General features: G+C 73.1%; 26 protein-coding genes. 18 read left to right on the top strand and 8 right to left on the bottom strand.

Features of this window, described 5'->3' with window-relative positions:
• Positions 1–20 precede the first annotated feature (20 nt).
• The 3 genes from DQ384_RS28650 (at position 21) to DQ384_RS28635 (ending at position 3193) form a co-directional block, all read left to right on the top strand.
• Positions 21–977 (top strand): D-alanine--D-alanine ligase family protein, encoded by a 957-nt coding sequence (locus DQ384_RS28650; RefSeq protein WP_114032045.1) that lies wholly within the window; start codon positions 21–23, stop codon positions 975–977.
• Complete coding sequence (locus DQ384_RS28645; RefSeq protein ID WP_114031983.1) at positions 974–2353, top strand: UDP-N-acetylmuramoyl-tripeptide--D-alanyl-D-alanine ligase; 1380 nt, start codon at positions 974–976, stop codon at positions 2351–2353. Before DQ384_RS28650 ends, DQ384_RS28645 begins: the two co-directional genes overlap by 4 nt.
• 147 nt (positions 2354–2500) lie before the next feature.
• Positions 2501–3193 carry an aspartate/glutamate racemase family protein gene (locus DQ384_RS28635; protein WP_114031982.1) on the top strand — a complete coding sequence of 231 codons (693 nt, stop codon included), beginning with the start codon at positions 2501–2503 and terminating at the stop codon, positions 3191–3193.
• 259 nt (positions 3194–3452) lie between these two features.
• Here DQ384_RS28635 and DQ384_RS28630 read toward each other — a convergent pair whose 3' ends face one another.
• From DQ384_RS28630 to DQ384_RS28600, 6 genes are all read right to left on the bottom strand, one after another.
• The gene (locus DQ384_RS28630) at positions 3453–3938 is read right to left on the bottom strand and encodes a GerMN domain-containing protein (protein ID WP_147268928.1); all 486 of its coding nucleotides are present in this window, start codon (positions 3936–3938) and stop codon (positions 3453–3455) included.
• A complete protein-coding gene (locus DQ384_RS28625) occupies positions 3935–5437 on the bottom strand; it encodes a sensor histidine kinase (RefSeq protein WP_114031980.1) in 1503 nt (500 codons plus the stop codon). The genes DQ384_RS28630 and DQ384_RS28625 overlap by 4 nt, the downstream gene beginning before the upstream one ends.
• A gap of 7 nt (positions 5438–5444) precedes the next feature.
• The gene (locus DQ384_RS28620; RefSeq protein ID WP_181871475.1) at positions 5445–6119 is read right to left on the bottom strand and encodes a response regulator transcription factor; all 675 of its coding nucleotides are present in this window, start codon (positions 6117–6119) and stop codon (positions 5445–5447) included.
• A 421-nt stretch (positions 6120–6540) separates the two neighbouring features.
• The gene (locus DQ384_RS28610; RefSeq protein ID WP_114031978.1) at positions 6541–7899 is read right to left on the bottom strand and encodes an acetyl-CoA carboxylase biotin carboxylase subunit; all 1359 of its coding nucleotides are present in this window, start codon (positions 7897–7899) and stop codon (positions 6541–6543) included.
• 137 nt (positions 7900–8036) lie between these two features.
• Positions 8037–8552, bottom strand: a complete 516-nt coding sequence (locus tag DQ384_RS28605; RefSeq protein WP_114031977.1) for an acetyl-CoA carboxylase biotin carboxyl carrier protein — start codon at positions 8550–8552, stop codon at positions 8037–8039.
• A gap of 56 nt (positions 8553–8608) precedes the next feature.
• On the bottom strand, positions 8609–10339 hold the full coding sequence (locus DQ384_RS28600) for an acetyl-CoA carboxylase carboxyltransferase subunit alpha (RefSeq protein WP_114031976.1): 1731 nt from the start codon (positions 10337–10339) through the stop codon (positions 8609–8611).
• A gap of 546 nt (positions 10340–10885) precedes the next feature.
• Here DQ384_RS28600 and DQ384_RS28595 point away from each other — a divergent pair.
• The 11 genes from DQ384_RS28595 (at position 10886) to DQ384_RS28540 (ending at position 20727) form a co-directional block, all read left to right on the top strand.
• Positions 10886–12970 carry an AfsR/SARP family transcriptional regulator gene (locus tag DQ384_RS28595; protein WP_114031975.1) on the top strand — a complete coding sequence of 695 codons (2085 nt, stop codon included), beginning with the start codon at positions 10886–10888 and terminating at the stop codon, positions 12968–12970.
• A gap of 149 nt (positions 12971–13119) precedes the next feature.
• Entirely contained in the window at positions 13120–13449 is a 330-nt protein-coding gene (locus DQ384_RS28590) for a TcmI family type II polyketide cyclase (RefSeq protein WP_114031974.1), read from the top strand.
• Positions 13442–13912 carry a cupin domain-containing protein gene (locus tag DQ384_RS28585; protein WP_245966847.1) on the top strand — a complete coding sequence of 157 codons (471 nt, stop codon included), beginning with the start codon at positions 13442–13444 and terminating at the stop codon, positions 13910–13912. Before DQ384_RS28590 ends, DQ384_RS28585 begins: the two co-directional genes overlap by 8 nt.
• The gene (locus DQ384_RS28580; RefSeq protein ID WP_245966846.1) at positions 13909–15333 is read left to right on the top strand and encodes a beta-ketoacyl-[acyl-carrier-protein] synthase family protein; all 1425 of its coding nucleotides are present in this window, start codon (positions 13909–13911) and stop codon (positions 15331–15333) included. Before DQ384_RS28585 ends, DQ384_RS28580 begins: the two co-directional genes overlap by 4 nt.
• The gene (locus tag DQ384_RS28575; protein ID WP_114031973.1) at positions 15330–16607 is read left to right on the top strand and encodes a ketosynthase chain-length factor; all 1278 of its coding nucleotides are present in this window, start codon (positions 15330–15332) and stop codon (positions 16605–16607) included. The genes DQ384_RS28580 and DQ384_RS28575 overlap by 4 nt, the downstream gene beginning before the upstream one ends.
• Positions 16608–16688: 81 nt before the next feature.
• Entirely contained in the window at positions 16689–16940 is a 252-nt protein-coding gene (locus DQ384_RS28570; RefSeq protein WP_114031972.1) for an acyl carrier protein, read from the top strand.
• Positions 16941–16953: 13 nt separating this feature from the next.
• The gene (locus tag DQ384_RS28565; RefSeq protein ID WP_114031971.1) at positions 16954–17421 is read left to right on the top strand and encodes an SRPBCC family protein; all 468 of its coding nucleotides are present in this window, start codon (positions 16954–16956) and stop codon (positions 17419–17421) included.
• Positions 17422–17536: 115 nt separating this feature from the next.
• Positions 17537–18367 carry an antibiotic biosynthesis monooxygenase family protein gene (locus DQ384_RS42390; RefSeq protein WP_220183183.1) on the top strand — a complete coding sequence of 277 codons (831 nt, stop codon included), beginning with the start codon at positions 17537–17539 and terminating at the stop codon, positions 18365–18367.
• A gap of 139 nt (positions 18368–18506) precedes the next feature.
• Entirely contained in the window at positions 18507–18887 is a 381-nt protein-coding gene (locus DQ384_RS28550) for a SchA/CurD-like domain-containing protein (RefSeq protein ID WP_114031970.1), read from the top strand.
• Positions 18888–19023: 136 nt separating this feature from the next.
• On the top strand, positions 19024–19695 hold the full coding sequence (locus DQ384_RS28545) for a MarR family winged helix-turn-helix transcriptional regulator (protein ID WP_147268927.1): 672 nt from the start codon (positions 19024–19026) through the stop codon (positions 19693–19695).
• A gap of 42 nt (positions 19696–19737) precedes the next feature.
• Positions 19738–20727 carry a tyrosine-type recombinase/integrase gene (locus DQ384_RS28540; protein WP_245966845.1) on the top strand — a complete coding sequence of 330 codons (990 nt, stop codon included), beginning with the start codon at positions 19738–19740 and terminating at the stop codon, positions 20725–20727.
• On the opposite strand, the gene DQ384_RS28535 is transcribed toward DQ384_RS28540, so the two are convergent.
• Complete coding sequence (locus DQ384_RS28535) at positions 20708–21295, bottom strand: GNAT family N-acetyltransferase (RefSeq protein ID WP_114031968.1); 588 nt, start codon at positions 21293–21295, stop codon at positions 20708–20710. The two genes, DQ384_RS28540 and DQ384_RS28535, sit on opposite strands and share 20 nt — an antisense overlap.
• Before the next feature lie 418 nt (positions 21296–21713).
• On the opposite strand from DQ384_RS28535, the gene DQ384_RS28530 reads away from it, so the two are divergent.
• Together DQ384_RS28530 and DQ384_RS28525 are read left to right on the top strand one after the other, a co-directional pair.
• Positions 21714–22376 (top strand): lysophospholipid acyltransferase family protein, encoded by a 663-nt coding sequence (locus DQ384_RS28530; protein WP_114031967.1) that lies wholly within the window; start codon positions 21714–21716, stop codon positions 22374–22376.
• Between the two features lie 166 nt (positions 22377–22542).
• Positions 22543–24177, top strand: coding sequence for a penicillin-binding transpeptidase domain-containing protein (locus DQ384_RS28525; RefSeq protein WP_114031966.1), 1635 nt, complete (start codon positions 22543–22545; stop codon positions 24175–24177).
• Between the two features lie 31 nt (positions 24178–24208).
• On the opposite strand, the gene DQ384_RS28520 is transcribed toward DQ384_RS28525, so the two are convergent.
• Complete coding sequence (locus DQ384_RS28520; protein WP_114031965.1) at positions 24209–24487, bottom strand: DUF3040 domain-containing protein; 279 nt, start codon at positions 24485–24487, stop codon at positions 24209–24211.
• A gap of 137 nt (positions 24488–24624) precedes the next feature.
• On the opposite strand from DQ384_RS28520, the gene DQ384_RS28515 reads away from it, so the two are divergent.
• Together DQ384_RS28515 and DQ384_RS41615 are read left to right on the top strand one after the other, a co-directional pair.
• Positions 24625–25701: an Rv2578c family radical SAM protein gene (locus DQ384_RS28515; RefSeq protein WP_114031964.1), complete on the top strand. Its 1077-nt coding sequence runs from the start codon at positions 24625–24627 to the stop codon at positions 25699–25701.
• 116 nt (positions 25702–25817) lie between these two features.
• A complete protein-coding gene (locus tag DQ384_RS41615; RefSeq protein WP_181871474.1) occupies positions 25818–25955 on the top strand; it encodes a hypothetical protein in 138 nt (45 codons plus the stop codon).
• Positions 25956–26025 lie beyond the last annotated feature (70 nt).

The raw sequence follows: 26025 nt of genomic DNA, 5'->3' as shown, positions 1-26025 counted from the left end.
CTGAGGAAGGCTGATTGATCGTGACCGAACGCGTACGCGTGGCTGTGCTGGCGGGTGGGCCGTCCGCCGAGCATGAGGTGTCGCTGCAGTCGGCGCAGGCCGTGCTCGATGCTCTGCCGAGGGATCTGTACGAGCCCGTCGCCGTCATCATCGACCGGCAGGGCAGGTGGCCGGTGGAACTGCGACGCGAACTGGCCGATGTGGTCTTCCCCGTGCTGCACGGGCCGTTCGGCGAGGACGGCGTCGTCCAGGGTCACCTGCAGACGCTGGGCATCCCGTACGTGGGCTGCGGCGTCATGGCCTCTGCCGTGGCCATGAACAAGGTCGCGATGCGGCGCACCTTCCTGGCGGAGGACATTCCGGTCACCCCACATGTGTGGTTCACCGAGCACGAATGGCGCACCACCACCGGCTACCGGGGTCTGGTGAAGTCGCTCGACTGGCCGATGTACGTCAAACCGGCCAACATGGGCTCCTCCATCGGCATCTCACGTGTCACCTCCATGGAGGAGCTGCGCGCGGGCGTAGATCTGGCGCTGGCCTACGACCGGGTGGTCATCGTCGAGCAGGGCGTGACCGCGCGCGAGGTCATCTGCGGCGTGCTCGGCGGCTACGACACTCCGGAAGCTTCGGTGCCCGGCGAGCTCATCGTGCCCGGCGACTGGCTCGACTATGAGGCCAAGTACCTCAGCCAGGCCGAGATCGCCATCATCCCTGCCGTGCTGCCGGAACGGGTCGCCGAGGACGTGCGCGAGCTGGCCCTGCGCGCCTTCCGGGCGATCGGTGGCTACGGCCTGTCCCGTGTCGACTTCCTCTATGAGGAGGACATGGGACGCCTGTACGTGCTGGAGATCAACACCATGCCCGGCTTCACCTCCCGTTCCGTCTACGCCAGGGCCTGGGCCGCAAGCGGTGTCCCGTACCCGGACCTGCTGAGCCGCCTCATCGACCTCGCGTTCGCCAGGAGCGGCTCATGATCCCCATGACGCTGAACAAGATCGCGCACGTAGTCGGCGCAAGCCTGTATGACGTGCGCGACCCGCAGGCGCTGGTGACGGCGCCCTCGGCGGTCGACTCCCGCGAGGTGGTGCCGGGCGGCCTGTTCGCCGCGACGGTCGGCGCCCGCGTTGACGGTCACGACTACGCGGCCGGTGCCATCGCGGGCGGCGCCGTCGCCGTGCTGGGCTCAAGGCCCGTCGGCGTGCCCGCCCTCGTGGTCCAGGACGTCCAGCTCGCGATCGGCCTGCTGGCCAGGCACCTGCTCGAACAAATCAGCCCGACCGTGATCGGCCTGACCGGCTCCGTGGGCAAGACCACGACCAAGGACCTGCTGGCCCAGGTGCTCGAACGGCACGCCGCGACGGTCGCCACTGACAGGTCGTTCAACAACGAGCTCGGGCTGCCGCTCACCGTGCTGCGTGCCGATGCCACAACCCGATACCTGGTGCTGGAAATGGGAGCAGGCCGGAAGGGCGACCTGACGTACCTGACCGGGCTCGCACCGCCCCAGGTCGGCCTGGTGCTCAATGTCGGCACCGCACATGTGGAGCGTATGGGAGTCGGGCCGGCCGATGTGGCCGCGGCCAAAGGCGAGCTGGTCCAGGCACTTCCGGCGGACGGGTTCGCGCTGCTCAACGCCGACGACCCGTACGTCATGGGCATGGCAAGCCGCACCAGGGCCCAGATCCTGCTGTACGGAGAGTCGGCGGAGGCACAGGTGCGAGCCGAAAACGTGCGGATGACCGACCACGCGCGAACCGCGTTCGAGTTGGTGACGCCCTCCGGCCGCGCCCCGGTCCAGCTCGACCTCATAGGCGAGCACCAGGTGAGCAACGCCCTGGCCGCCGCCGCCGTCGCCACCGCTCTCGGCCTGGGCGTCGCCGAGATCGCCGATGGGCTGAACGCCGCACGGCGGCGCTCCGCGGGCCGGCTGGAGATCGTCGAACGACCTGACGGCATCACCATCGTCAACGACGCCTACAACGCCAGCCCCGAATCCATGCGGGCCGGGCTGCGGGCGGTGAAGGCCCTGGCCGGCACCCGTCGTACCGTCGCCGTGCTCGGTGCGATGGGGCAGCAGGCGGACGCCTCCCGCGCCCGGCACACGGAGATGGGCCGGCTCGTCGCCGACCTCCGCTTCGACGTGCTGATCGCGGTCGGAGCAGGGGATCCGCTCGCGATGGCGGAGGCAGTGGAGTCCTGCGACCAGGGCGTGGCCGTCCACACCGTCGAGGACGTGGCCGGGGCCCTCACGCTGGCCACCGCGCTTCTCCAACCGGGAGACGTGGTGTTCGTCAAGGCCTCCAGCGAGATCGGGCTCGGTGCCTGCGCCCGTGCGCTGGCCGGTGCCTGACCGCTGGCGCATCGCCCAGGGGCCGAGCGGATCGGGCAAGTCCATGCCGATGCACCGCCTGGCCGGACTCGGCCGGGCCAGTGGCGGCACCGTCACCGTGGCCGGCACCGACCAGCCCGCCGGCACAAGCCATCGAAACGGAGATCCATGCGCACTATCGGCCTCATCGGCGGATTGAGCTGGGAATCGACGATGATCTACTACCAGATCATCAACCAGCGGGTACGCGAGCGACTCGGCGGCAGCCATTCCGCCAACAGCCTCATCTGGTCGGTCGACTACACGACCGTCGAGGACCTCATCTTCGCCGACCGCTGGGACGAGGTGAGTACGCTGCTGGCCGATGCCGGCGGGAAACTGGAAGATCTCGGCGCCGACCTCCTGCTCATCTGCAGCAACACCTTCAGCCGGGTGAGCGACGACGTGGCGCGGGCCGCGAGCGTGCCCGTGCTGCACATCGCCGACGCCGTGGGCGCGGAGGTCCGCGCCAGAGGGATGCGCAAGGTCGGTCTGCTGGGCACTCACTTCACCATGGAGCAGCCCTTCTACCGGGATCGGCTGGCCACCCACGGCTTCGACGTGGTCGTCCCGCGGCGCGAGCAGCGGGAACTGGTCCATCGCGTGATCTTCGACGAACTGGTGCGCGGGGTGCTCCGGGGATCCTCCAGGGACGCCTACGCCCAGATCATCGCCGATCTCGCAGCCGACGGCGCCGAAGGCGTCATCCTCGGCTGCACGGAGATCGAACTCCTGATCACCGAGAAGAACACCGCCATCCCGCTGCTGCCGAGCGCTCGGCTGCACGCGCAGGCGGCGGCCGGCTTCGCGCTGGCCGACTGACGCACCCGCGGTCGCGTTCTTTCACGGCGAGTTGGCGCCGTACAGCTCCCGGTGCCACAGGCCGGCGCGGACACGTTCGACGCCGGCGTGCGGCCGCCGCTCTGGCCGTCGCCCATGCCCAGTGCCCGCTGCCCCCGCGCGCGGCCACCCGACCTCGCCGCAGCGGTCATCGCCGTCACCACCACCGCCGGCCGCACGTTCCATTCGATCTCCCCGACACCGCGGCGATCTGCCCAAAGCAGAGGATAGGTCTCCACCGTTACCCCGGGCAGTTCTGGGGGCCGACACTCTGCCCAGCACCGACGACGGTGACCTGGGCAGGGCCTTTCGGCGCCGTGGCGGCGGCCGTGCACACGATCTGCGCGACGGCCAGCGCGGACAGTTCGCCGGCCGGAGTGGACAGGGTCACCATCAAGTGACCGGCCGGGGCCGCGGTCACCGAGAACGGGCCGGCTTCGGGCGGGACGTCGGTGGTGAATCCGTGCGCCTGTTCCCCCGCGGTGGGTCCCTCTGCCAGCAGCGCGAGCGTGTCCGCCCGGAACATCGCACGATCACTGGGCCGCGTTACCGCGCTGAGTCGGCCGTCCTTCACCAGATAGAGGGTGATCGTCGTGGTTGGTGCGACGCGTCCGCTCGGCGGGTCGCCGGCGGGGATGGCGTCGCTGGGTCGCACGCCGCAGCCGGCCACGGCGACGAGCGATACGAGACCCGCGGCGAGCATGCGGCGGGCAAGTCCGGTCCTCATTCGGGGCCTTCATCCGGATCGGGCGCCCGGCGTGGCAGGCGCAGCGTGAAGATGGCGCCGCCGTCCGGGGCGTTGGTCGCGGTCAGATCGCCTCCGTGCAGGCGTGCGTTCTCCCGCGCGATGGCCAGGCCCAGGCCGCTGCCCTCGGACCTGGCCCTGGCCGCGCTGGCCTTGTAGAACCGGTCGAACACCTGCGGCAGCACCGCCTCGTCCAGCCCCGATCCGTGGTCGCGGACCTCCAGAGCGATCCAGCGCGGGTCGGCGCAGAGCCGTACCGACACCGGTGGCTCGCCGTGCCGCAGGGCGTTGCCGACCATGTTCGCGAGGATGACGTCCACCCGGCGCGGGTCCAGCCGCGCCATCACCCCGGGCGGAACCTCGGTACGCACCCGCTCCGACCAGCCCCGAACGCGCAAGGTCGCGCGCACCAGTTCGGCCACGTCGACCCCGTTCAGCGCGAGGGCCGCGACGCCGGAGTCGAACCTGCTGATCTCGATGAGGTCGTTCACCAGAGCGGTGAGGTTGAGCGTCTCCTGGCTGACCAGCCTGGCGGCCCTGCCGGCGGGCTCGGGCAGCCGGGCCGCCTCCTCCTCCAGGACGTCAGCCACCGCGGCCAGCGCGGCCAGCGGGGTGCGCAGCTCGTGGGACACGTCGGCCACGAACCGGCGGGCATCGGCCTCCATCTCGCGCAGCTGCTTGACGAGCCGTTCCAGCTCCGCGGCGGTGTTGTTGAACGTGCGCGCCACGTCGGCCAGCTCATCGGAGCCGCGCACCGCGATCCTGGTCCGCATCTCGCCCTCGCCCAGCAGACGTGCCGCCCGGCCGAGCTCACGCACCGGGCCCAGCACGCCACGAGTGGCCAGCAACGCCAGGACGATCGCGAACGCCAGGGCCGCCCCGCCGATGAACCAGGCGCGTGCGGCGAGCTCGTCGATGCTGTGCTGTTCGGCAAGCAGGCTGCGCGCGGTGTAGACCTCGACGCCGGACACCCGCGTCGTCCGATCCTGCTCGATGATCAGCAACGGCGTGCCGATGATCAGATAGGGCTCGCCCTGCCACACCACACGTTGCCACGCGGTACGGCCGCCGGCCACCACCTGCCGCAACTCCGGTGAAACCACCCCGAGATCCAAGATCCCGGCCTTCCCGCCCGGCCTCCAGCGCCCCGCCCCCGACCCCGGTGCCAGGGGCGGTGCCAGGGACGGGGGAACCGGCGCGTGCATCCCGCGGTAGACGGCGACCGCGAAGCCGTTCTGGTCGGCCGCGGCCGCGGCGATCTCACCGAGCTCGTCCAGGCCCGGCGCCGCGCTCCGCAACGGGAACAGCGCCTGCAGGCGGCTTGTCATCGCCAGCACCGCCGCATCCTGGGCCCGCTGCAGGATGGCGGTGCGGGCCTGGACGTAGCTCCCGCCGGCCACCGCCGCCGCGGTGACCACACACAGTAGTGCGAACGCGAACAACAGCCGGGTACGCAGCCCCAGGCTCGGCCGAGGTGCCATCGGCGGCTCACACCGGCCCGAACCGGTACCCGAACCCACGCACCGTCTGGACGTAGACGGGCGCCGCCGAGTCGTCCTCGATCTTCGCGCGCAACCGCTGCACACACGCGTCCACCAGACGCGAGTCGCCGAAATACCCGTGCTCCCACACCGACTCCAGCAACTGCTGGCGGCTGTGCACCCGGCCCGGCGTGCCGGAGAGCTCGAGCAGCAGGCGCAGTTCGGTCGGCGCGAGGCCCACCGGCACGCCGCGTTTGGCGACCACCAGCCCGGCCCGATCGACGGTCAGGTCCCCGTGCCGCTCCAGCTCCGCCTGGTCCCGGCCGATCCGCCGGAGCACCGCGCGAATGCGTGCCTCCAGCACCCTGGGCTGCACCGGCTTGACCACGTAGTCGTCGGCGCCCGCCTCCAACCCGGCCACCACGTCCATGTCGTCACCGCGCGCGGTGACCATGATGATCGGTACGTCCCCGGCGGCCCGGATGCGGCGGCAGACCTCGAACCCGTCCATGCCAGGCAACATCAGATCGAGCACGACGACATCGGGAAGGTCCGTACGCAGCCGGTCCAGCCCCTGCTCGCCGGACTCCACCGCGCGCACCCGGTGCCCATGCCGGGTCAGGGCCAGCTCAAGGCCCTCCCGCACGGCCGGGTCATCCTCGATCAACAACACTCGCGACACGCCGCCGAGTATCACCGCACGCTCCGTAACTCGCCCGCCCGTCAACCCCGTCCACTGTCCGCCGGCCGTGTCCCCGCCTCGTTCGCGCCGTGTCATGGTTGTGTCACGGTCGCACCGGCGATGGCCGCCGGCGACAAACCGTGACACGTGGCGGACAACGCGCACATTCGGCGTCGATCGTAGTTCGTCATTAACGAACCGCGCACCATCCCACCTCTGCCCCGAGATCGGCTGTTCGCCGCGGTCACGCTGGTGCTCGCCGTGCTCCTGCTGTTCCCGGCCCGCAGATCAGCCCTCAGCGCCAATAGCATTGCGACCGGGACCCCGGGTCGCGGCCGGCGTCGCCCTGTGGGGTGGGAGCTGTCTTGAGTCCTTTTTTGATCTTGATTTTGGTCCCTACCGGACGCCTTTACATTGTAGATCAATGCATCGGGGTGGACATCATCTGCTCGACCAGCGAGGTGGTGTGCTTGGCGTACCGGAACAGCGGGTGGGTGAGCACCTCCCGCAGGAAGGCCACGTTCGTGCACACCCCCTGCCCGCGCACGACCAACTCCCCCAGCGCCCGGTCCGCGCGGGCCAGCGCCTGCGCCCGTGTGGGCGCCCAGACCGAGATCTTCGCCAGCAGCGGGTCGTAGTCGGCCGTGATCCGCGTCCCCGCGGCGGCGTGGGTGTCGACGCGGGTGAACGGCCCGCCGGGCGGCACGAACTCCTCGACGAGGCCGGGCGTGGGCAGGAAGCCGCGGGCCGGGTCCTCGGCGTTGACGCGGCACTCGATGGCCACCCCGGTGGGGGTGATGTCGGCCTGCCGGAAGGACAGGCGCTGCCCGGCGGCGGCCAGCAGCTGCTCGCGGACCAGGTCGATGCCCGTGACCATCTCGGTGATGGGGTGCTCGACCTGCAACCGGCAGTTCACCTCGATGAAGTGGCAGGCGCCGTGCTCGTCCAGCACGTACTCGAAGGTGCCCGCGCCGACGTACCCGGCGGCACGGGCGGCGCGCACGCTCAGCTCGCCCAGGTGCTCGACGGTCGCCGCCGGCAGGTTGGGCGGCGCGGTCTCCTCGATGAGCTTCTGGCGGCGGCGCTGCACCGAGCAGTCGCGGGCGCCGAGGTGGAGCACCTCGCCGTGGGCGTCGGCCAGGATCTGCACCTCGACGTGGCGGGCGGCGTCGAGGTACTTCTCGACGTAGACGCGGGGGTCGCCGAACAGGGCGGTCGCCTCCTGGCGGGTGGCGGCGTAGGCGCGGGCGAGGTCGCCGGGGTCGTGCACCACCGTCATGGCCCGCCCGCCGCCCCCGGCCGACGCCTTGAGGACCACGGGGTAGCCGACGGCGGCGGCGGTCCGCGCGGCGTCGGAGACGCCCTCGGCCGGTCCCGTGCCGCCGGGCAGCAGCGGCAGGCGCGCCTCGGCGGCGAACGCGCGGGCCGAGACCTTGTCGCCCAGGCGCGCGATGACGCCCGCCGGGGGGCCGATCAGGGTGATGCCGTGCGCCTGGCAGATCTCGGCGAACTCCGGGCTCTCCGACAGGAAGCCGTAGCCGGGGTGGATCGCGTCGGCGCCGGTCTGCTGGGCGGCGGCGATGATCGCGGCCGGGTTGAGGTAGCTGCGCCTGGGCGAGGCCGGTCCGATCTGGACGGACTCGTCGGCCTGGCGCACCGCCGGCGAGTCGCGGTCCACCGTGGAGTGGGCGACCACCGTGCGGACGCCCATCTCGCGGCACGTCCGAAGCACGCGCAGAGCGATCTCGCCCCGGTTGGCGATCAGAACTGTGGTGAACATCGCGCTCCAGGTTCCGGGCTTTCCAATGAGAACGATCAGACGGGGACGGCCGGCGGCGGGCTGACGGAGTGTCAGCGTGGCTCAGGGTGGCTGAGCGCGGCTGCCCAGTGGCGTACGTGCCCCCGCGTCATGTCGGGTCAGTGGGCGTCGCAGGGCACCAGGGCCAGCAGCGGCTCCTCGTACTGCACGGGCGTGCCGTCCTCGGCGACGATCTCGCTGACGCGGCCGGCGTGCTCGGCCTGGACGGCGTTCATGAGCTTCATCGCCTCGATGACGCCGACCTGCTGGCCCGCTTCGACCAGGTCGCCGACCTGGACGAACGGCGGCGCTCCGGGTTCGCGGGCCCGGTAGAAGGTGCCGACCATGGGCGCGGTGACCAGCACCGTGCCGCCTGTGCTCCGTGTGCCGGCCGTGGTGTCCGGCGGTGCGCCCGCGAACTCGAGGGGGTGGGCGTGGCCGGTGTCGTGTTGGCCGCCGACGCCGGGAGCCGGTCCCGGCGGGGGCGACCATTGGACGTCGATGGCCAGGGTGGCGGTCGAGACGGTGATCCTGCGCAGGGGCGCCTGGCCGGCCGAGCCGAGCAGGGCGGTGTGCCGGACGACCCAGTCCAGCACCTGCTCGCGTTCGTCCTCGCCGGTGGTTTCGGGTGTCATGCACGTCCTCCTTCGGGCGCGATCTCGTGAATGCGGGGCCGGGGCGCGCCGGCGGGTCAGGCGCGCAGGCCGAAGCGGCGGAAGCGTGCCCGGCGGTCGGCCACCAGGCGGGCCGGGTCGGCCGGCACCAGCTCGTGCAGGGTGGCGGCGACGGCCCGGCCGACCAGGCGGGCGGTGAGGGCCGGGTCGCGGTGGGCGCCGCCTTCGGGTTCGGGGACGACGGCGTCGGCGATGCCCTGGCGCAGCAGTTCGCGGGCGCCCAGGCGCAGCGCGGCGGCGGCCTTGGGCGCGGCGGTGGCGTCGCGCCACAGGATCGCCGCGCATCCTTCCGGGCTGATCACCGAGTAGACGGCGTTGCCGAGGGCCAGCACACGGTCGGCGACGCCCAGGGCCAGGGCCCCGCCGCTGCCGCCCTCGCCGGTGACGACGGCGACGATCGGGACGGGCAGGCGGGACATCAGGCGCAGGTTCTCGGCGATGGCGTGGGCCTGTCCCCCGGCCTCGGCCTCGACGCCGGCGTAGGCGCCCGGGGTGTCGATGAGCGTGACGATCGGCAGCCCGAGCTTGGCGGCCAGGCGCATCAGGCGGGCGGACTTGCGGAACCCGGCGGGTGATCCCATGCCGAAGTTGCGGGCGACCAGCTCGCGGGTGTCGTGGCCCTTCTGGTGGCCGATGAGCATGACGGGGACCGGGCCGAGCCGGCCGATCCCGCCGACGATGGCCGGGCAGTCGCCGGACATGCGGTCGCCGCGCAGTTCCTGGAAGTCCTCCAGCAGGTGGCCGGCGTAGTCCAGGGTGGTGGGGCGGCCGGGGTCGCGGGCCAGGGTCACGGTGGTCCAGGCGCCGGTGCCGTCCTCGGGCAGGTCCTCGGCGCGGCGCACCAGCGGCGGGGCGTCGTCGCGCCATTGCGCGGGCGTGGGGCGGCCGCGGCGGGCCCAGGAGGCGGCCGACAGCAGGCGGGCCAGGGCCGCGGCGAGTTCGGGGCGGCGTACGACGCCGTCGACCAGGCCGCCGGTGAGCAGGGTCCCGGCGGTCTGGAAGCCCTCGGGGAGGGTCTGGCGCAGGGTGCCGGAGATGACGCGAGGCCCGGCGAAGCCCATGTGGGCGCCGGCCTCGGCGAGGATGACGTCGCCGAGGGTGGCGTAGGAGGCGGCGACGCCTCCGTAGGTGGGGTCGGTGACCACCGAGACGGTGAGCAGCCCGGCGTCGTCCAGGTCGGCGAGCGCCTGGCTGGTCTTGGCCATCTGCATCAGGGCGAGCGCGCCCTCCTGCATGCGGGCGCCGCCGGAGGCCGAGACGATGGCCAGCGGGGTGCCCGTGGCCAGGGCGTGCTCGGCGGCGGCGGTGACGCGCTCACCGACGGCGCAGCCCAGGCTGCCGCCCATGAACGCGAAGTCCATGACGGCCAGCACGAGTGGGTGGCCGTCCAGGGTGGCGGTGCCGCAGAGCACCGCTTCGTCCAGGCCGGTGTCGCGGCGGGCCTGCTCCAGACGGGCCGGGTAGGGGCGGGTGTCGGTGAAGCCGAGCGGGTCGGCGAGGGTGGGCGCGGCGGCCAGGGGCCGGAAGGAGCCGGGGTCGGTGAGCTGGTCGAGGCGCTCGCGGGCGCCGAGCCGGTCGTGGTGGGCGCAGGCCGGGCATACGCGCAGGCCGCGCCGGAAGTGCTCGCCGTAGACGGGTGCGGAGCATCCGGGGCAGTGCACCCACAGCGGGGAGGGCTGGGCGGGCGCGGAGGGTGCGGGAGCCGGTGCGGGAGTGCGGGACGCCGGGGCGGCGGAGGTGGCGGTCATGCGGGGTGCTCCGCGCGGGCCGCGGGTCGGGCGTGTGGTCGCATGGCATTCCTCCCGTCACTGCCGGAGGTACGCGGGCCGGCGGCGTGGTGGCGTATCTCCTTGTCCGGACACCATCCCCCGGGGCGCTCGACGGGCGCTCGCGGGGCGATGGTGGCGCCCTGGGCCCGGCGCCGGAAGTCGCGCGGAGGCAGGGGTTTCCGGGTGCCTTCCGGCGGTGCGGGACGGCGGGGGCGCGGCCGAGGTCTCCCACAACTCGACGGCCTTTATGCCGAAATTATGCGCTATTTCATATCAAAACGGGCAGCGCTGCAGGGGTCATTCCGCGCGAAGATCCGCAACTTCACTATTCGGGAAATAAGCGCGAGGTAAAGAATATAGTACCAGACCAGGACTTTTTCGCAGATTTTGTCCTCATGAGCCATCTTTCCGGAAGTTCCGATAAGCGAGTTCATCTAAATTCGAGAGGTCCACCAGGCGGCGGCGTACACCGGCGCCGCGCACCGGTCGGCTCGCACGACTTCGACGATCATCTGCGGAGATCACATGGAATTCCGGGTGCTGGGTTCGCTGCAAGTCGTCGACGAGGGCGCGGATCTGACGCCGAGCGCCGCCAAGGTGCGCGCGGTACTGGCGATGCTCGTCCTGCGGCACAACCAGATCGTGTCCACCCGCGAGCTGATCGACGAGCTGTGGGGCGAGCGGCCGCCGGCCACCGCGCTGCCCACGCTGCACACCTACGTCTACAAGCTGCGCAAGATGCTCGGCACCGGCGGCCCCGCCTCGGTGGTCACCCAGCCGTACGGCTACTTGCTGGCGACCACGCCCGAGACCATCGACGTGTTCCGCTTCGACCGCCTGGTCGCCGAGGGCTGGAACGCCCTGGAGCGCGGCGACCCCCAGCACGCCACCGGCACCCTGACGCAGGCCCTGGCGCTGTGGCGGGGGCCGGCGCTGGGCAACCTGGCGGCGGGGGAACTGCTGTCGGCGCAGATCACCCGGCTGGAGGAGAGCAGGCTGCGCGCGCTGCAGCTGCGCCTCGCCGCCGACCTGCGCCTCGGCCGCCACCGGGAGCTGATCAGCGAGCTGAAGGAGCTGATCGCGACCTATCCGCTCAACGAGGACTTCTACGCCAAGCTCATGACGGCGCTGTACCAGGTGGGACGGCGCGGCGAGGCGCTGGAGGTGTTCCACAACCTGCGCCAGGTGCTCATCGGCCAGCTCGGCCTGGAGCCCTCCCCCGCCCTGTGCCGCCTGCAGCAGCGCCTGCTGTCGGCCGACCCCGGCCTGGACCAGCCGGGCCTGGACCAGCCCGAGCTGGTCGACCCGCTGCCCGAGACCTCCTCCCCCGCCCCCCAGGCGTCCCCCCCGCCCGCGCCGCTCTCCCCGCCCCCGGCCCGGCCCGTGGAGGTCAGGCCGGCCCAGCTGCCGCCCGACATCGCCGACTTCGTCGGGCGGGCGCAGCTGACCGACCGGATCGCCGCGGTGCTGGCCGGCACCGCCGAGCCCGGCACCGCCGTCCGGGTGCTGTGCCTGAGCGGGATGCCCGGCGTCGGCCAGACCGCCCTGGCCGTGCACGCCGCGCACCGCGCGCGGGCCGCGTTCCCCTCGGGCCAGCTATTCGCGGGCCTGGGCGGCGGCGCGGCGCCGGCCGACCCCGGCGAGGTGCTGGCCGGGTTCCTGCGCGCCGCAGGCGTGGCGCCCGGCGACGTCCCGGCCGATCGCGACGAGCGCAGCAAGCTGTTCCGCACCTGGTGTAGCGACCGGCAGGTGCTCATCGTGCTGGACGACGCGAGCAACGCCGCGCAGATCCAGCCGCTGCTGCCCGGCTCGGCCGGATGCGCGGTGATCGTCACCAGCCGGTTCGCTCTGCACGGCTTCGCCGGCGCCTCCATGGTCGAGCTGGACCCGCTCACCCAGGAGGAGGGCCTGGAGCTGCTGGGCAGGATCGTCGGCCCGGCCCGCACCGGCGCCGAACGTCACGCGGCCGAGCGGATCGTCCGCCTGTGCGGAAGGCTGCCGCTGGCCCTGCGGTGCGCCGGGTCGCGGCTGGCCGCCGGGCAGGGGCTCACGCTGGGCACCTTCGCCGACCGGCTGGAGGACCCCCGCACCCGCCTGGCCGACCTGTCCGTGGCCGACCTGGACGTGCGCACCGCCTTCCGCGGCACCTACGAGCGGCTCGGCGACCCCGAGCGCAGCCTGTTCCGGCTGCTCGGCCTGCTGCAGACCCCCTACATCACCACCCGGCAGACCGGCGCGCTGCTCGGCTGCGAGGACGACCACGCCGAGCGGCTGCTGGCGCGCCTGGCGGGCTGCCACCTGCTGTCGGCCCGGCCCGGCTCCCCCGAGGTGCGCTACGGCATCCACGAGCTGGTCCGGCTGTACGCGCGCGAGTGCCTGGAACGGGAGCTCGATGCTTTCGGCGAGCACCCCGGGGGCGAGCACGCCGGGGACGCCCGGCCGGGCGAGCCGGGGCAGGCCGTGGCCGGTGCGGCGCCGGTGCCGGGTCAGTCGACGGCGCAGGCGCAGGCGCGCGGGGACCAGGCCGGGGACGGCGAGCGTTCCCTGCCGGTGCTGGTTCGGCCCGCCGGGTGCGTCAACGGCGGCCCGGCGCGCGTCCTCGGCCCGTAGACGCGGGCGGCGTGCCCGGGCACGCGGCGCCGCCCCCGCGAGGGGGCGAGGCGCCGGGCCGGGCGTACCAGGCCGGCACTAGCCCTGCATCAGCGGCACTCCAGACCTCCCGGACAGCATTGCCGTCTAAGGACGAAAGGAGACGTCTGGTGCATCGGACGCTAATCGTGGCGCGGATGGAGCCCTCGGAGACGGAGGCGGTCGCCAAGATCTTCGCGGACTCGGACGCGAGCGACCTGCCCCACCTCATCGGGGTGTCGCGTCGCACGCTCTTCCGCTTCCACGACCTCTACTTCCACCTCGTCGAGGCCGACCAGGACATCACGCCGAACCTGTACAAGGCGCGCAGCCACCCGCTGTACGGCGAGATCAACCAGCGGCTCGGCGAGCACATCCGCCCATACGACCCGAACTGGCGCGAGCCCAAGGACGCCATGGCCGAGCCGTTCTACACCTGGGAGGCGGACCGCCGTGACTGAGATCCGCCTCAACAAGATCACCGCCGGTGAGGTGGAGCCGAACCGGCGCCGCGGCGGCGACATCCGCGTCATGCTCAGCCCCAAGACCGTGGGCTCCACCTCCGGCTTCATGGGCGCGGCCTACCTCAAGGCCGGCGAGCACTTCATCGAGCACTACCACCCCTACTCCGAGGAGTTCATGTACGTCGTGCGCGGCACCGTCATGGTCCGCGTCGACGGCCGTCAGGAGATCGTCCTGTCCCCCGGCGAGGCGCTGATGGTGCCGAGGAACGTCCGGCACCGGGTGGAGAACCACGGCCACGACGAGGTGTGCATGGTCTTCCACCTCAGCCCGCTGGCGCCGCGGCCCGAGCTCGGTCACGTGGACACCGAGGCCAACCCGCACACCGGCAAGGAGCCCGAGGTCGGGCACGCGGGCCGGCCCGGAGGCGCCGGCGAGGCCGTGGCAGGGAGCCCGCGGTGAACACGGCGAACGCCGCGGGCGCCGCCGGCGGCGGCGCGGTGAGGGAGATGAGCGCCGGGGAGGCCCGTCCGGGCACCCGGCGCCGCACCCGTGCCCGCCCCGGCGCACGGCGCTCCCGGTACCACGCCGGCGCCGGCCGCCGGGTGGTGATCACCGGGATCGGCGTCGCCGCGCCCGGCGGCATCGGCGTCAGGGCGTTCTGGGACCTGCTCACGGCCGGGCGCACCGCCACCCGCGCCATCACGCTGTTCGACGCCACCGGGTTCCGCTCCCGCATCGCCGCCGAGTGCGACTTCGACCCGGCCGCGCACGGGCTGTCCCCCCAGGAGGTCCGCCGCATGGACCGCGCCGCCCAGCTCGGCGTGGTCAGCGCCCGCCAGGCCCTGGCCGACAGCGGCCTGACGCCCGGCGACGTGCCGCCCGAACGGCTCGGCGTCACCGTGGGCAGCGCCGTCGGCTGCACGATGGGCCTGGAGCAGGAGTACGTGGTCCTCAGCGACTGCGGCCGGCAGTGGCTCGTCGACCCCGCCTACGGGGTACCCCAGCTGTACGGGTACATGATCCCGAGCACCATCGCCACCGAGGTCGCCTGGGCCGGCGCCGCCGAGGGACCGGTCGCGCTCATCTCCACCGGCTGCACCGCCGGCCTGGACTCGGTCGGCCACGGCTACCAGCTCGTCAAGGAGGGCACCGCCGACGCCGTCGTCGCCGGGGCCTCCGACGCGCCGATCTCGCCGATCACCGTCGCCTGCTTCGACGCGATCAAGGCCACCTCGCCCAGCAACGATATTCCCGGCACCGCCTCGCGTCCCTTCGACCTGGACCGCAACGGCTTCGTCCTCGGCGAGGGCTCGGCCATGATGGTCCTGGAGGAGCGCGACGCCGCCCTGCGGCGCGGGGCCCGGGTGTACGCCGAGATCGTCGGGTTCGCCAGCCGCAGCAACGCCTACCACATGACCGGCCTCAAACCCGACGGCCGCGAAATGGCCGAGGCGATCCGCACCGCCATGCGCCAGGCGCGGCTGCGCCCCGGTCAGATCGACTACGTCAACGCCCACGGCTCGGGAACCCGCCAGAACGACCGCCACGAGACCGCCGCCTTCAAGGCCGCCCTCGGCGAGCACGCCCACCGGGTCCCGGTCAGCTCCATCAAATCCATGATCGGGCACTCGCTCGGCGCCATCGGATCCATCGAGGTCGCCGCCTGCGCGCTCGCCATCACCCACAACGTCGTCCCGCCCACCGCCAACCTGCACACCGCCGACCCCGAATGCGACCTCGACTACGTCCCGCTCACCGCCAGGGACACACGGGTCGACGTCGTGCTCAGCGTGGGCAGCGGGTTCGGCGGCTTCCAGACGGCGATGCTGCTCGCCCGCGACCGCGGCGCGAAACCCGGCCAGAGAGGCGGCCGCGCATGACCGAACCCACCCGCGCACACTCCCGTGCACGCTCCCGCACACCCGCGCGCGACCACGACGACCGGCCGGTGGTGACCGGCATCGGCGTCGCCGCGCCCAACGGCCTGGGCACCCCGGCCTACTGGGCCGCCACGCTCGACGGCAAGAGCGGCCTCGGCCGCATCACCCGCTTCGACTCCGAGCGCTACCCGGTCCGCGTGGCCGGCGAGGTCTCGGAGTTCGACGACACCGAGCACGTGCCCAGCCGCCTGGCCGTCCAGACCGACCACTGGAGCCACCTCGGCCTCACCGCCGCCGACATGGCCCTGCGCGACGCCGGCGTCGACCCCGCCACCCTGCCCGAGTACGAGATGGCCGTCGTCACGGCCAGCTCCTCCGGCGGCACCGAGTTCGGCCAGCGCGAGATCGAGAAGCTGTGGTCCCAGGGCCCCGGATACGTCGGCGTCTACCAGTCCATCGCCTGGTTCTACGCCGCCACCACCGGCCAGATCTCCATCCGCTACGGCATGCGCGGCCCGTGCGGGGTCATCTGCGCCGAGCAGGCCGGCGGCCTGGACGTGCTGGCCCAGGGCCGCAGGCTGCTGCGCCAGGACGCCCGCGTCGTGGTCACCGGCGGCACCGACGCCTCCCTGTGCCCCTACGGCCTGGTCGCCCAGGTCTCCACCGGGCTGCTCAGCACCCGCGACGACCCCGAGCGCGCCTACCTGCCCTTCGACGACGACGCCTGCGGGTACGTGCCCGGCGAGGGCGGGGCGATGCTCATCATGGAGGACGCCGCCGCCGCCCGCGCCCGCGGCGCCCGCCCCTACGGCGCCGTCGCCGGCTACGGCGCCACCTTCGACCCGCCCCCGGTCCCCGGGCAGGAGCCCCGCTCCAACCTGCGCCGCGCGATCACCCTGGCCCTGGAGGAGGCCCGCGTCGACCCGGCGGAGGTCGACGTGGTCTTCGCCGACGCCCTCGGCGTGCCCGCCCGCGACCGGCTGGAGGCCCAGGCCATCTCCGCGGTGTTCGGCCCGCACGGGGTGCCGGTGACCGCGCCCAAGACCATGACCGGCCGCCTGTACGCGGGCGGCGCGGCCCTGGACGTGGCCACGGCGCTGCTGGCCATCCGCGACGGGGTGATCCCGCCCACCGTGGGAGTGCGCGCCGCCGCCCCCGCCTACGAGCTGGACCTGGTGCGCAGCGCGGCCAGGGACGGGCCGGTACGCAACGCGCTGGTCCTGGCCCGGGGCCACGGCGGGTTCAACGCGGCGGTGCTGGTCACCGCCGCCTGAACAACCCGCCGCGGCCCCGCACCGCGGCTCCCGCGGCGCCCCTCACACCCGATCACCCGATCCGATCCAACGGAGGAAGACATGACCACGTTCACCCTCGACGACATGAGACGCATCATGGGCGGCTGCGCCGGCGTACCCGAGACCCTCGACCTGGCCGGGGACATCGGCGAGGTGTCGTTCGCCGAGCTCGGCTACGACTCCCTGGCCGTGCTGGAGATGGCCGCCCGCATCCAGCAGCGGCTCGGCGTCCGCATCCCCGACGACGCCGTCGACGAGATGAAGACCCCGCAGGCGGCCGTCGACTACGTCAACCGCCGCCTCGCGGCCTGACATCGGAGGAACCATGGCAGGACACACCGACAACGAGATCATCATCGCGGGGCCGATGGACCTGGTCTGGAACATGACCAACGACGTCGAGGCCTGGCCCACGCTGTTCAGCGAGTACGCCGCCACCGAGATCCTGGAGCAGCGCGGGCCCACCGTCCGCTTCCGGCTCACCATGCACCCCGACGCCGAGGGCAACCAGTGGAGCTGGGTGTCCGAGCGCACCCCCGACCCGGGCACCCGCACCGTGCGCGCCCACCGGGTCGAACCGGGCTGGTTCAAGTACATGAACCTGTTCTGGGAGTACACCCAGGTTCCCGACGCCGTGCGCATGCGCTGGGTCCAGGACTTCGAGATGAAGCCGGACGCGCCGCTCAGCGACAAGCAGATGACCAAGCGCCTCAACGACAACACCGTGATCCAGATGAACCGGATCCGGCAGCTCGTCGAGGAGGCCGCCTCCGCCTCACCCGCCCGGATGTGACCGCCCCGGGCCCGCCACGCCGCCGGACACCACACCGCCCCCGCCGTCCGGTCCCCTCTCCCCGGCACACCGTCCCTTCCACGCACACCAGCACGACGGATAGAAGAGAGCAGGCATGAACGCCAAGGACTCCAAGGACTCCAGGGACCAGCGCAAGGACCACGCCCGGGCGAGCACCCGCGACACGGCCCGAGACACGGCCCGCGACGAGAGCGCGCGGCAGGCGCCCAACGGGCAGCACGGGCAGCAGGGGCAGCGCGTTCAGCGCGGACAGCAGGGACAGCAGGGCTCCGCCGGACGCGGCGACCAGGCCGACCAGGGCGGCGCGGTGTACCGCGTCATGGTGAAGATGCGGATCCACCCCGGCATGGAGCGCGACTTCGAACGGACCTGGCGCGAGATCGCCGCCACCATCGCCCGCCAGCCCGCCAACGTCGGCCAGTCGCTGGCCAAGAGCCCGGACGAGGACGGCGTCTACTACATCGTCAGCGACTGGGAGAACGAGGAGAAGTTCCGCCGCTTCGAGCACAGCCCCGAGCACGCCGCCAACCGCATGCGGCTGGACCCCTTCCGTGACCCGGCCGGCACCTCGATGATCCCGATGCTGGTGCTCGAGCGCATGGGCGGCCGGTCCGCCCCCACCCCCGGCCGGGTGCGCGTCGCGCTGTACCTCAACGAGCCCGAGTCCGACAGGGGCTCGATCGAGAGCGCCTACCACCAGATCAGCACCACGCTGGCGGGCAGGACCGGCCTGCGCGGCAACGAGCTGCTGCGCTCGCTGCGCGACCCGCGCCGGTACGCGGTGCTGAGCGAGTGGGACGACGTGCCGGCCTACCGCGAGTGGGAGCGCAGCCCCGAGCACCTGCCCACCACCTCCCCGCTCGCCCGCTACCACGACAAGGGCCTCGGGATCTTCGGCTCCTACGAGGTCGTGGCCGCCTACTGACCTCGGCCGCCCGCCCGGGCCGGCGCGTGTGCCGCCGGGGCGGGCGCCCGGCCCGCGGGGATCGCTCCGGCACCGGGCGATCCCCGCCACCCGCACGCCCGGTGAAGACGTGTCACGACGTGTCCCATGGAGGTACCCGATGCCCTACGCAATGATCACTTTCCGCGTCGAACCCGGCCACGAGGACGAGCTCGCCGAGATCTTCGGCGACGCCCCCGCCCTGGAGTCGCCGGTCGTCACCGACGAGCACGGCCGCGAGACCGCCCGCCTGCTCGGCACCGGCGTGTTCGTCAAGGACGACGTGCTGGTCCGGGTCATCCACTACGAGGGCGACTTCTCCGGCATCGCCCGGCACCTGGCCTCCCAGCACCACGTCCACGCCGTCGAGGACCGCATCGTGCCCTACCTGGCCGACAGCCGTGACACCGGCACCGCCGAGGGCTTCGCCGCGTTCTTCCGCGACGCCATGATGCGCTGCCTCACCCAGTCCTCCAGCGAGACCCAGCCGGCCCGGATGTGACACCGGCCGCCTGCCCGCCGTGACGCCGCCTCGCACCCGGCCCGACCGGCGGGCGGCTCAGCCGGTCCCGCTCCGCCCTACCCGGGCCCGGCCGCCGCACCGGCCGGGCATCGCCGCGAAGGGAGTGACCGCGACCATGGCCCACGACTCCGCCCCAGCCCCGCGCCAGTCCGGGCAGGCGTCACACCGGACGGCCCGCGACGACGTCCCCGCCATCCGAGGCATCCCGGCCACCGACGCCGACCGCACCGCGCGCCGGTGGCCCGGCGGCACGAGCCGTGAGATCGAGGACACCGGCGGCGCGGGCCGGGCGGAGGCCGGCGGCCTGGGCCGTGAGGAGGCGGGTGACGCCGGCGTCGGGGTGCTCGAAGCCGTCGAGCGCGAGGCCGCCGCCCTGTTCGCCCAGGCCAGGCGGCTGGTGGAGGCGCTCGCCGCCCGCGCGGGGCTGGAGCCGGACGAGTTCCGCTGCCTGTGCGCGCTGTCACGCCAGGGGCCGCTGCCGACGCGCGAGCTGGCCGCCGCGGCGGGCCTTTCCGGCGACGCGGCCGCGCGGACGGTGGACCGGCTGGAACGCCGGGGCTGCGCGGCCCGCCGCGGCTCGCCGGGCCGCGTGCTGGTGCACCCCGATCTGCCGGCGTACCGGGCGCGCGCCGAGCCGGCCCTGCGCGAGCTGCGCGAGACCTGGCAGCCCCGCGCCCGCGTCGCCTGCGACGATCTGGCTCTGGTCGCGGGGTTGCTGGCGGCCGGGCGAAGGCTCACCGACCTGGTCACGCTGGTCGGTCACCGACCGGACGCCTTTACAATGTAGATTAATAAGGGCGGCGGGTCCGGGCCGGTCTAAGATCGTCACGTGGACGCACCCGCCGTACGCGACCCCGGGCCCGGCGCGATCGCGCGCGACGGCGACCCCTACCGGGTCTACCTGGACTCCCTGACCGGCGCCGAGTCCCGGCGCACGATGCGCGGCTGCCTGGACCGGGTCGCCCGGGTCATCACCGGCGACCAGGCGGCGACCGGCGCCGGCCAGCCCTGGCATCTGCTGCGCTACGAGCACACCGTGCGCATCCGCACGATCCTCACCGAGCAGGGCTGGTCCCCCGCCTACGTCAACAAGCACCTGGTCGCGCTGCGCCGCGTCATGCGCGAGGCCTGGCGCCTGGGCCAGATGACCGCCGAGGAGTACCACCGCGCCGCCGACCTTCCCACCGTGCGCCACAGCCGCCTGCCCGCCGGGCAGCACGTCCCCGCCGAGGTGGCCGGGGCCGCCCTGGACGCCTGCGACCGCGACGACTCCCCCGCCGGGGCGCGCGACGGGGCGCTGCTGGCGGTCCTGTACTCCACCGGCTGCCGCCGCGCCGAGATCGCCGGGCTGGCCCTGGACGACTACGACCCCGCGGCGCGCTCCCTGCGCGTGCGCGGCAAGCGCGACAAGGAACGCCTGGTGTACCTGACCCGGGAGGCCGTGGCGCGCATCGAGGCGTGGCTGGCCGTGCGCGGGGCGGCGCCGGGGGCGCTGTTCCCGTCGATCAACAAGGCCGGGCGGCTACGGGCCCCCGGCGGGCGGCCGGCGGCGATGACGGGGCAGGCCATCGCCGACATCCTGGCCCGGCGACTGGCCGCCGCCGGGGCGGCCAAGCGCACCCCGCACGACTTCCGGCGCACGTTCATCGGCGAGCTGCTGGACGCCGGGGTCGACCTGGCGACCGCGCAGGCGCTGGTCGGCCACGCCTCCCCCGTCACCACCGCCCGCTACGACCGCCGCCCGGAGTCCCGGCGCCGCGAGGCGGTGGACCGGCTGGCGATGCCCGCCGCCCGTCCCCTCAGGCCGGGCGGCCCGTGAGGCCCCTCGCCGGCGCGGCGGCGCGGCGCCGCGGCCAGTCGGCGGCGCGCAGTCGGTAGAGGACGTGCGGGCGCAGGTGGCCGCCGGGAGGGATGCCCGGGTGGTCGAAGTCCTCGGCCGGGTCGCGCGTCATGCCAAGGCGCCGCATGACGGCCTGGGAGCGCAGGTTGGTCACCGCCGTCATCGAGATCACGCCGGTCAGGCCCGCGGACCCGAACCCGTGGTCCAGGGCCGCGCCCGCCGCCTCGGTGGCGTACCCCCGGCCCCAGGACGCGCGGCGCAGCCGCCAGCCGACCTCGACCGCCGGGGTGAACGGCGCCTCGAACCGCTGCCAGACCAGGCCGGTGAACCCCGCGAACTCCCCGGTCTCGCGCACCTCCACCGCCCACAGCCCGAACCCGTGCTCCTCCAGGCGGGCGCGGGCGCGCTCGGCCAGCGCGTCGCTCTCGGCCCGGGTCAGCGGCGCCGGGAAGTGCTCCATCACCTCGGGATCGGCGTTCATCTCGGCGAAGGGCCGCAGGTCCTCCTCGCGCCATTGGCGCAGGATCAGTCGTCCGGTCTCCAGCATGACCCCATCTTCCCGCCGCGCCGCGTGGTCCGCCCCGGATTTTCCGGCGGCGCCCCTGGCGTCCTGTTTTGCGGCGAACCCCCTGGTGTCCCCCACAAGGACGTCACGGGGTGCCCCCTGCGGTCGGCAGGTCTGGAGGGACGACTCCCGGAAGTGGGCTACAGTCGGTGGTAGCCGATGTGGTTTGTGTCCCCCGGGCCGCAATTACCGCCTTCACGGAATACCGTTCGGCTGGAGCCGTGTTGTGCCTCTCGCCGAGGAGGCGACCGCCACATCGGCCACAACGAAGAGCCCCGCGAGCCCGTCTCGCGGGGCTCTTCGTTGTCGGCGGATGTAACAGTTTGTGCGCTCCCGTAACACATAGTTTCCACCACGGGTCGTATGGTGGTCATTGGCCGTTCGCACACCGGGAGAGTCCGTGCTGTATCGCATCACCAAGATCATCAGTAGCCCCGTCCTGCGGCTGCTGTGGCGGCCCGAGGTGACCGGGGCCGCGAACGTCCCCGCCTCGGGCGCGGCGCTCCTGGCCTCCAACCATCTGTCCATCCTGGACTCGGTGTTCCTGCCGCTCATGCTGCCCCGGCAGGTGACCTTCGTCGCCAAGTCCGAGTACTTCACCGGCAACCGGCTGATGGCCATGTTCATGCGCGGCACCGGGCAGGTGGCCATCGACCGCGAGAGCGCCGCCGCGGCCCAGGCCATGCTGGACACCGCCCTGCGGGTGCTCAAGGGCGGCGAGCTGTTCGGCATCTACCCCGAGGGCACCCGCTCCCCCGACGGGCGGCTGTACCGGGGCAAGATCGGCGTGGCGTGGCTGGCGCTGACGGCCGGGGTGCCGGTGGTCCCGGTGGCGATGGTCAACACCGACCGCGTGCTGCCGCCGGGGGCGACGGTGCCGCGCATCGCCAGGATCGGCGTCCGCATCGGCGAGCCCCTGCACTTCACCGGCGATCCGGGCCGGGCCCAGGACCGGCGGGCGGTGACCGACGAGGTGATGAAGGCGATCCAGCGCCTGTCGGGCCAGCAGTACGTGCCGTCCTACGCCCAGAGCCGCAAGGAGGCGCCCCGGCGCGCGGCCTGAGCCCTGTCGAGCCCGCCCCGGGCCGCCCCCCTCCGAACCACACCCTCTGAACCGCACCGCGTGAGCCGTCCGCGAGGCGGTGACCGCCGCGGGTTCCCGGCGTCCCCCGCGCTCCCCGCGGATCGCGCGCTAAGCTCGTGGCGACGTCGAGACACCGGGGGGCTTCGTGCGGCGCGGCCGTATCATCGCGATCACGTCCGTCGCCACCGTGCTGGTGGCCGGGGCCGCGGCCGGTGGCGCCTACTACGTGCTGCACACCCGGGGCAGCGCGGCCGAGACGGCGTCCCGCTTCACCGCCGCCTGGGCCCGCGGCGACCTGGCGGCCATGCGCGCCGACCTGGCCGCGCCGGTGAGCGGGTTCGAGGCCGCCTACGCCGAGCCGGACGACAACCTCGGCGCCTCGCGCACCGCCGTGCGGCTAGGCCCGGTCACCGAAACCGGGGGCGATCGCGCCAAGGCCGCCTACACCGCCACGCTCACGCTCAAGAACATCGGCGAGTGGACCTACACCGGTTCGCTGGAGCTGGTGGTGGCCGACCGCCACTGGAAGGTCGCCTGGACGCCCGCCGCCGTGCACCCGGCGCTGACCGGCTCCACCCACCTGGCCCTGAAGACGACGTGGCCGCAACGCGCCGCGATCGAGGACGCCTCCGGAGCCCGCATCGACGGCCCCGACGCCGGCGGCTCGGTACAGCAGCTCGCCGGCTACCTGGACAAGGCCACCGCCAAGGACGTCGCCAAGCTCGGCTCCGCCTACAAGACCGGCGACCCGGTCGGCAGGGGAGGGCTCCAGGAGACCTTCCAGAAGGACCTGGCGGGCGTGCCGACCACCCGCATCGTGGTGACCGACGGGTCCAAGAAGACCGTGCGCACGCTGAAGACGATCGAGGGCTCCCCCGGCAAACCGGTGCGCACCAGCCTGGACCCGGGGGTGCAGCGGGCGGCCGTCGCCGCCGTCCGCGATCTGGACAAGCCCGCCTCGCTGGTGGCGATGCGCCCCGCGACCGGCGAGATCCTCGCGGTGGTCAACAACCGGGGCGGGTTCAACCGTGCGCTGGACGGCCGCTACCCGCCCGGGTCGACGTTCAAGACCGTCACCGCGGCGGGCCTTCTCGCCGAGGGGCTCACCCCCGGGCAGAAGGTCACCTGCCCCAAGCAGGCCAACGTCGGCGGGCTGCCGATCCGCAACTCCGACCACGAGTCCTTCGGCTCGCTCACCTTCCAGGATTCCTACGCCCACTCCTGCAACACCACCTTCGCCCCGCTCGCGGCCGAGCACCTGGACGGCGGCAGACTCCTGCAGGTCGCCACCATGATGGGCTTCAACCAGCCGCTCACCATCGGCGTCCCGGCGACCAAGGGCAGCATGCCCAAGCCCACGGGGCTCGCCGACCTGGCGGCCGAGTCGTTCGGGCAGGGGCGCATCACCGCCAGCCCGTTGGTGATGGCCGGCGTCGCCGCGGCCGTGGCCGACGGCACCTGGCGGCCGCCGACGCTGGTGCCCTCGCTGGCACAGAAGGCCCGGCCGCAGGAGCTGCCGGCGGGGGTGGCCGAGAAGCTGCGCGCCATGATGGCGGCGGTGGTGAACGAGGGGACGGCCAAGGGCGCCGGGCTCCCGGCGGGCACCGCGGGCAAGACGGGAACGGCGGAGTTCGGCACCGGGCCCAAGCTCGACTCCCACGCCTGGTTCATCGGCTTTCGCGGCGATGTCGCCTTCGCCGTGGTGGTCGAGGCCGGAGGAATGGGCGGCGCGGTGGCCGCGCCGGTCGCCGCCCGCTTCCTGCGGGGCCTTCCCGGGTGAACCCCTGCGGCCCGCGGGCGCGGGCCGGGTGTCACATGGGCAGCGCCGCCGCGTCTCCCCGGAACACCATGATCAGCAGCGTCGCGATGAGGGTGGCGATCAGCAGCCAGCTCACCAGGATGATGACCGTCGACCTGCTCGGACGCCTGCGCCGGCGGCGGGCGCGGGCGGTGCGCTTGCGGTCGCCCGCCTCCTTGCGCACCACGCGCTCGTTGAACGACTCCAGCCGGGCGGCGAGCCTGGGGTCGTCGTCGGTGAGGTAACTCTCGATCTGGGCGAGCATTCGCTCCTCGTCCTGCGATGAGGCCATGCCTAACCTCCCGGCAACGCAAGCGGTGTGACGACGTTCTCCCCATCATGAAGATCTTTAGCCATCCGTTGAACCCCTTTTTGCCCGGCGGTTCCGCGAGTTGCGATCTCGATCGAATGCCTGTTCTAATCAGGGTCATGCGCTGGGACAACCTGCGCCTCGGCGGCCCGCCGGAGTCCTCGGAGCCCTCACCGGCCCGCGGGGCCGGGGGGTCGGGCCAGGGCGCGCCGGCCGTGCCGCTGATCGCCCGCGGCGCGGTCGCCAAACGATTCGACACCCCGGAGTTCCGGGGCATGACCTTCTACGAGATCCAGGCCCGTTCGATCATCAACCGGGTGCCCGCGGCCAGCCAGGTGCCGTTCGAGTGGACGATCAACCCCTACCGGGGGTGCACCCACGCCTGCGTGTACTGCTTCGCCCGCCGCACCCACGAGTACCTCGACCTGGACTCCGGGCGCGACTTCGACTCCAAGATCATCGTGAAGGTGAACGCCCCCGAGCTGGTGCGCAAGGAGCTGGCCGCGCCGCGCTGGGGCGGGCACCCGATCGCCATGGGCACCAACGTCGACTGCTACCAGCGCGCCGAGGGGCGCTACCGGCTGATGCCCGGCATCCTGTCGGCGCTCAGGGACCACCGCAACCCGTTCTCCATCCTCACCAAGGGCGCGCTCATCCTGCGCGACCTCGACCTGCTGGCCGAGGCCGCGCAGGTCACCGAGGTGAGCACCGCGGTCTCGGTCGGGTTCCTCGACGAGCAGGTGTGGCGGGCGGTCGAGCCGGGCACGCCCCGGCCCGCCCGGCGCCTGGAGGTGTGCGCCACGCTCACCGAGCACGGGGTGCGGTGCGGGGTGCTCATGGCGCCGGTCCTGCCCTACCTGACCGACTCCCCCGCGCAGCTGGAGCGCACCGTGCGCGCCATCGCCGAGGCCGGCGCCGCCCACGTCACGCCGATCGTCCTGCATCTGCGGCCGGGGGCGCGCGAGTGGTTCCTGGCCTGGCTCGGCCGCGAGCACCCCCGCCTGGTGCCCCGCTACCTGGAGCTCTACGGGCGGGGCGCCTACGCGCCGAAGGCCTACCGCGAGCGGGTCGCGCGGCAGGTGCGCGAGTTCGCCGCGGCCTGCGGCATGGGCCGGCGGGCGTCCTCCGCGCGCCAGGCCGAGGCCCCCAGGGCCCCCGCGCCGCCCGCCGGGCCGGAACAGCTCACCTTGCTATAGAACACCCTTAAATCTACATATGGGTGATTCGCTGCGGCGATGGGTATTTAAAGCCGGTGATGCACCCTATGTGGGCATTGTCACGTGAAACTCGACCCATGCATTCGGGGGGAAACATGGCGGGAACAGGAAAGAAGTCCACCAAGGCCACAGGAAAGGCCAAGAAAGCGGCCATCAAGGCCACGCGCGAGACCAAGCAGAACAAACGCGAGGACGACGACAAGCGCGAGGCCAGGCCCGGAGAGGCCCGCTGACCTCACCGGGCATCGCCCCGGCCGTCCGCCCGCCCCAGGGCGGACGGCATGATCCCGTTATCCGGTAGGT

Source organism: Sphaerisporangium album (genome assembly GCF_003323745.1).
Taxonomy (GTDB): Bacteria; Actinomycetota; Actinomycetes; order Streptosporangiales; family Streptosporangiaceae; genus Sphaerisporangium; species Sphaerisporangium album.
Note: the sequence above shows the minus strand (reverse complement) of the source record. Positions and strands in the feature narration are given on the sequence as shown.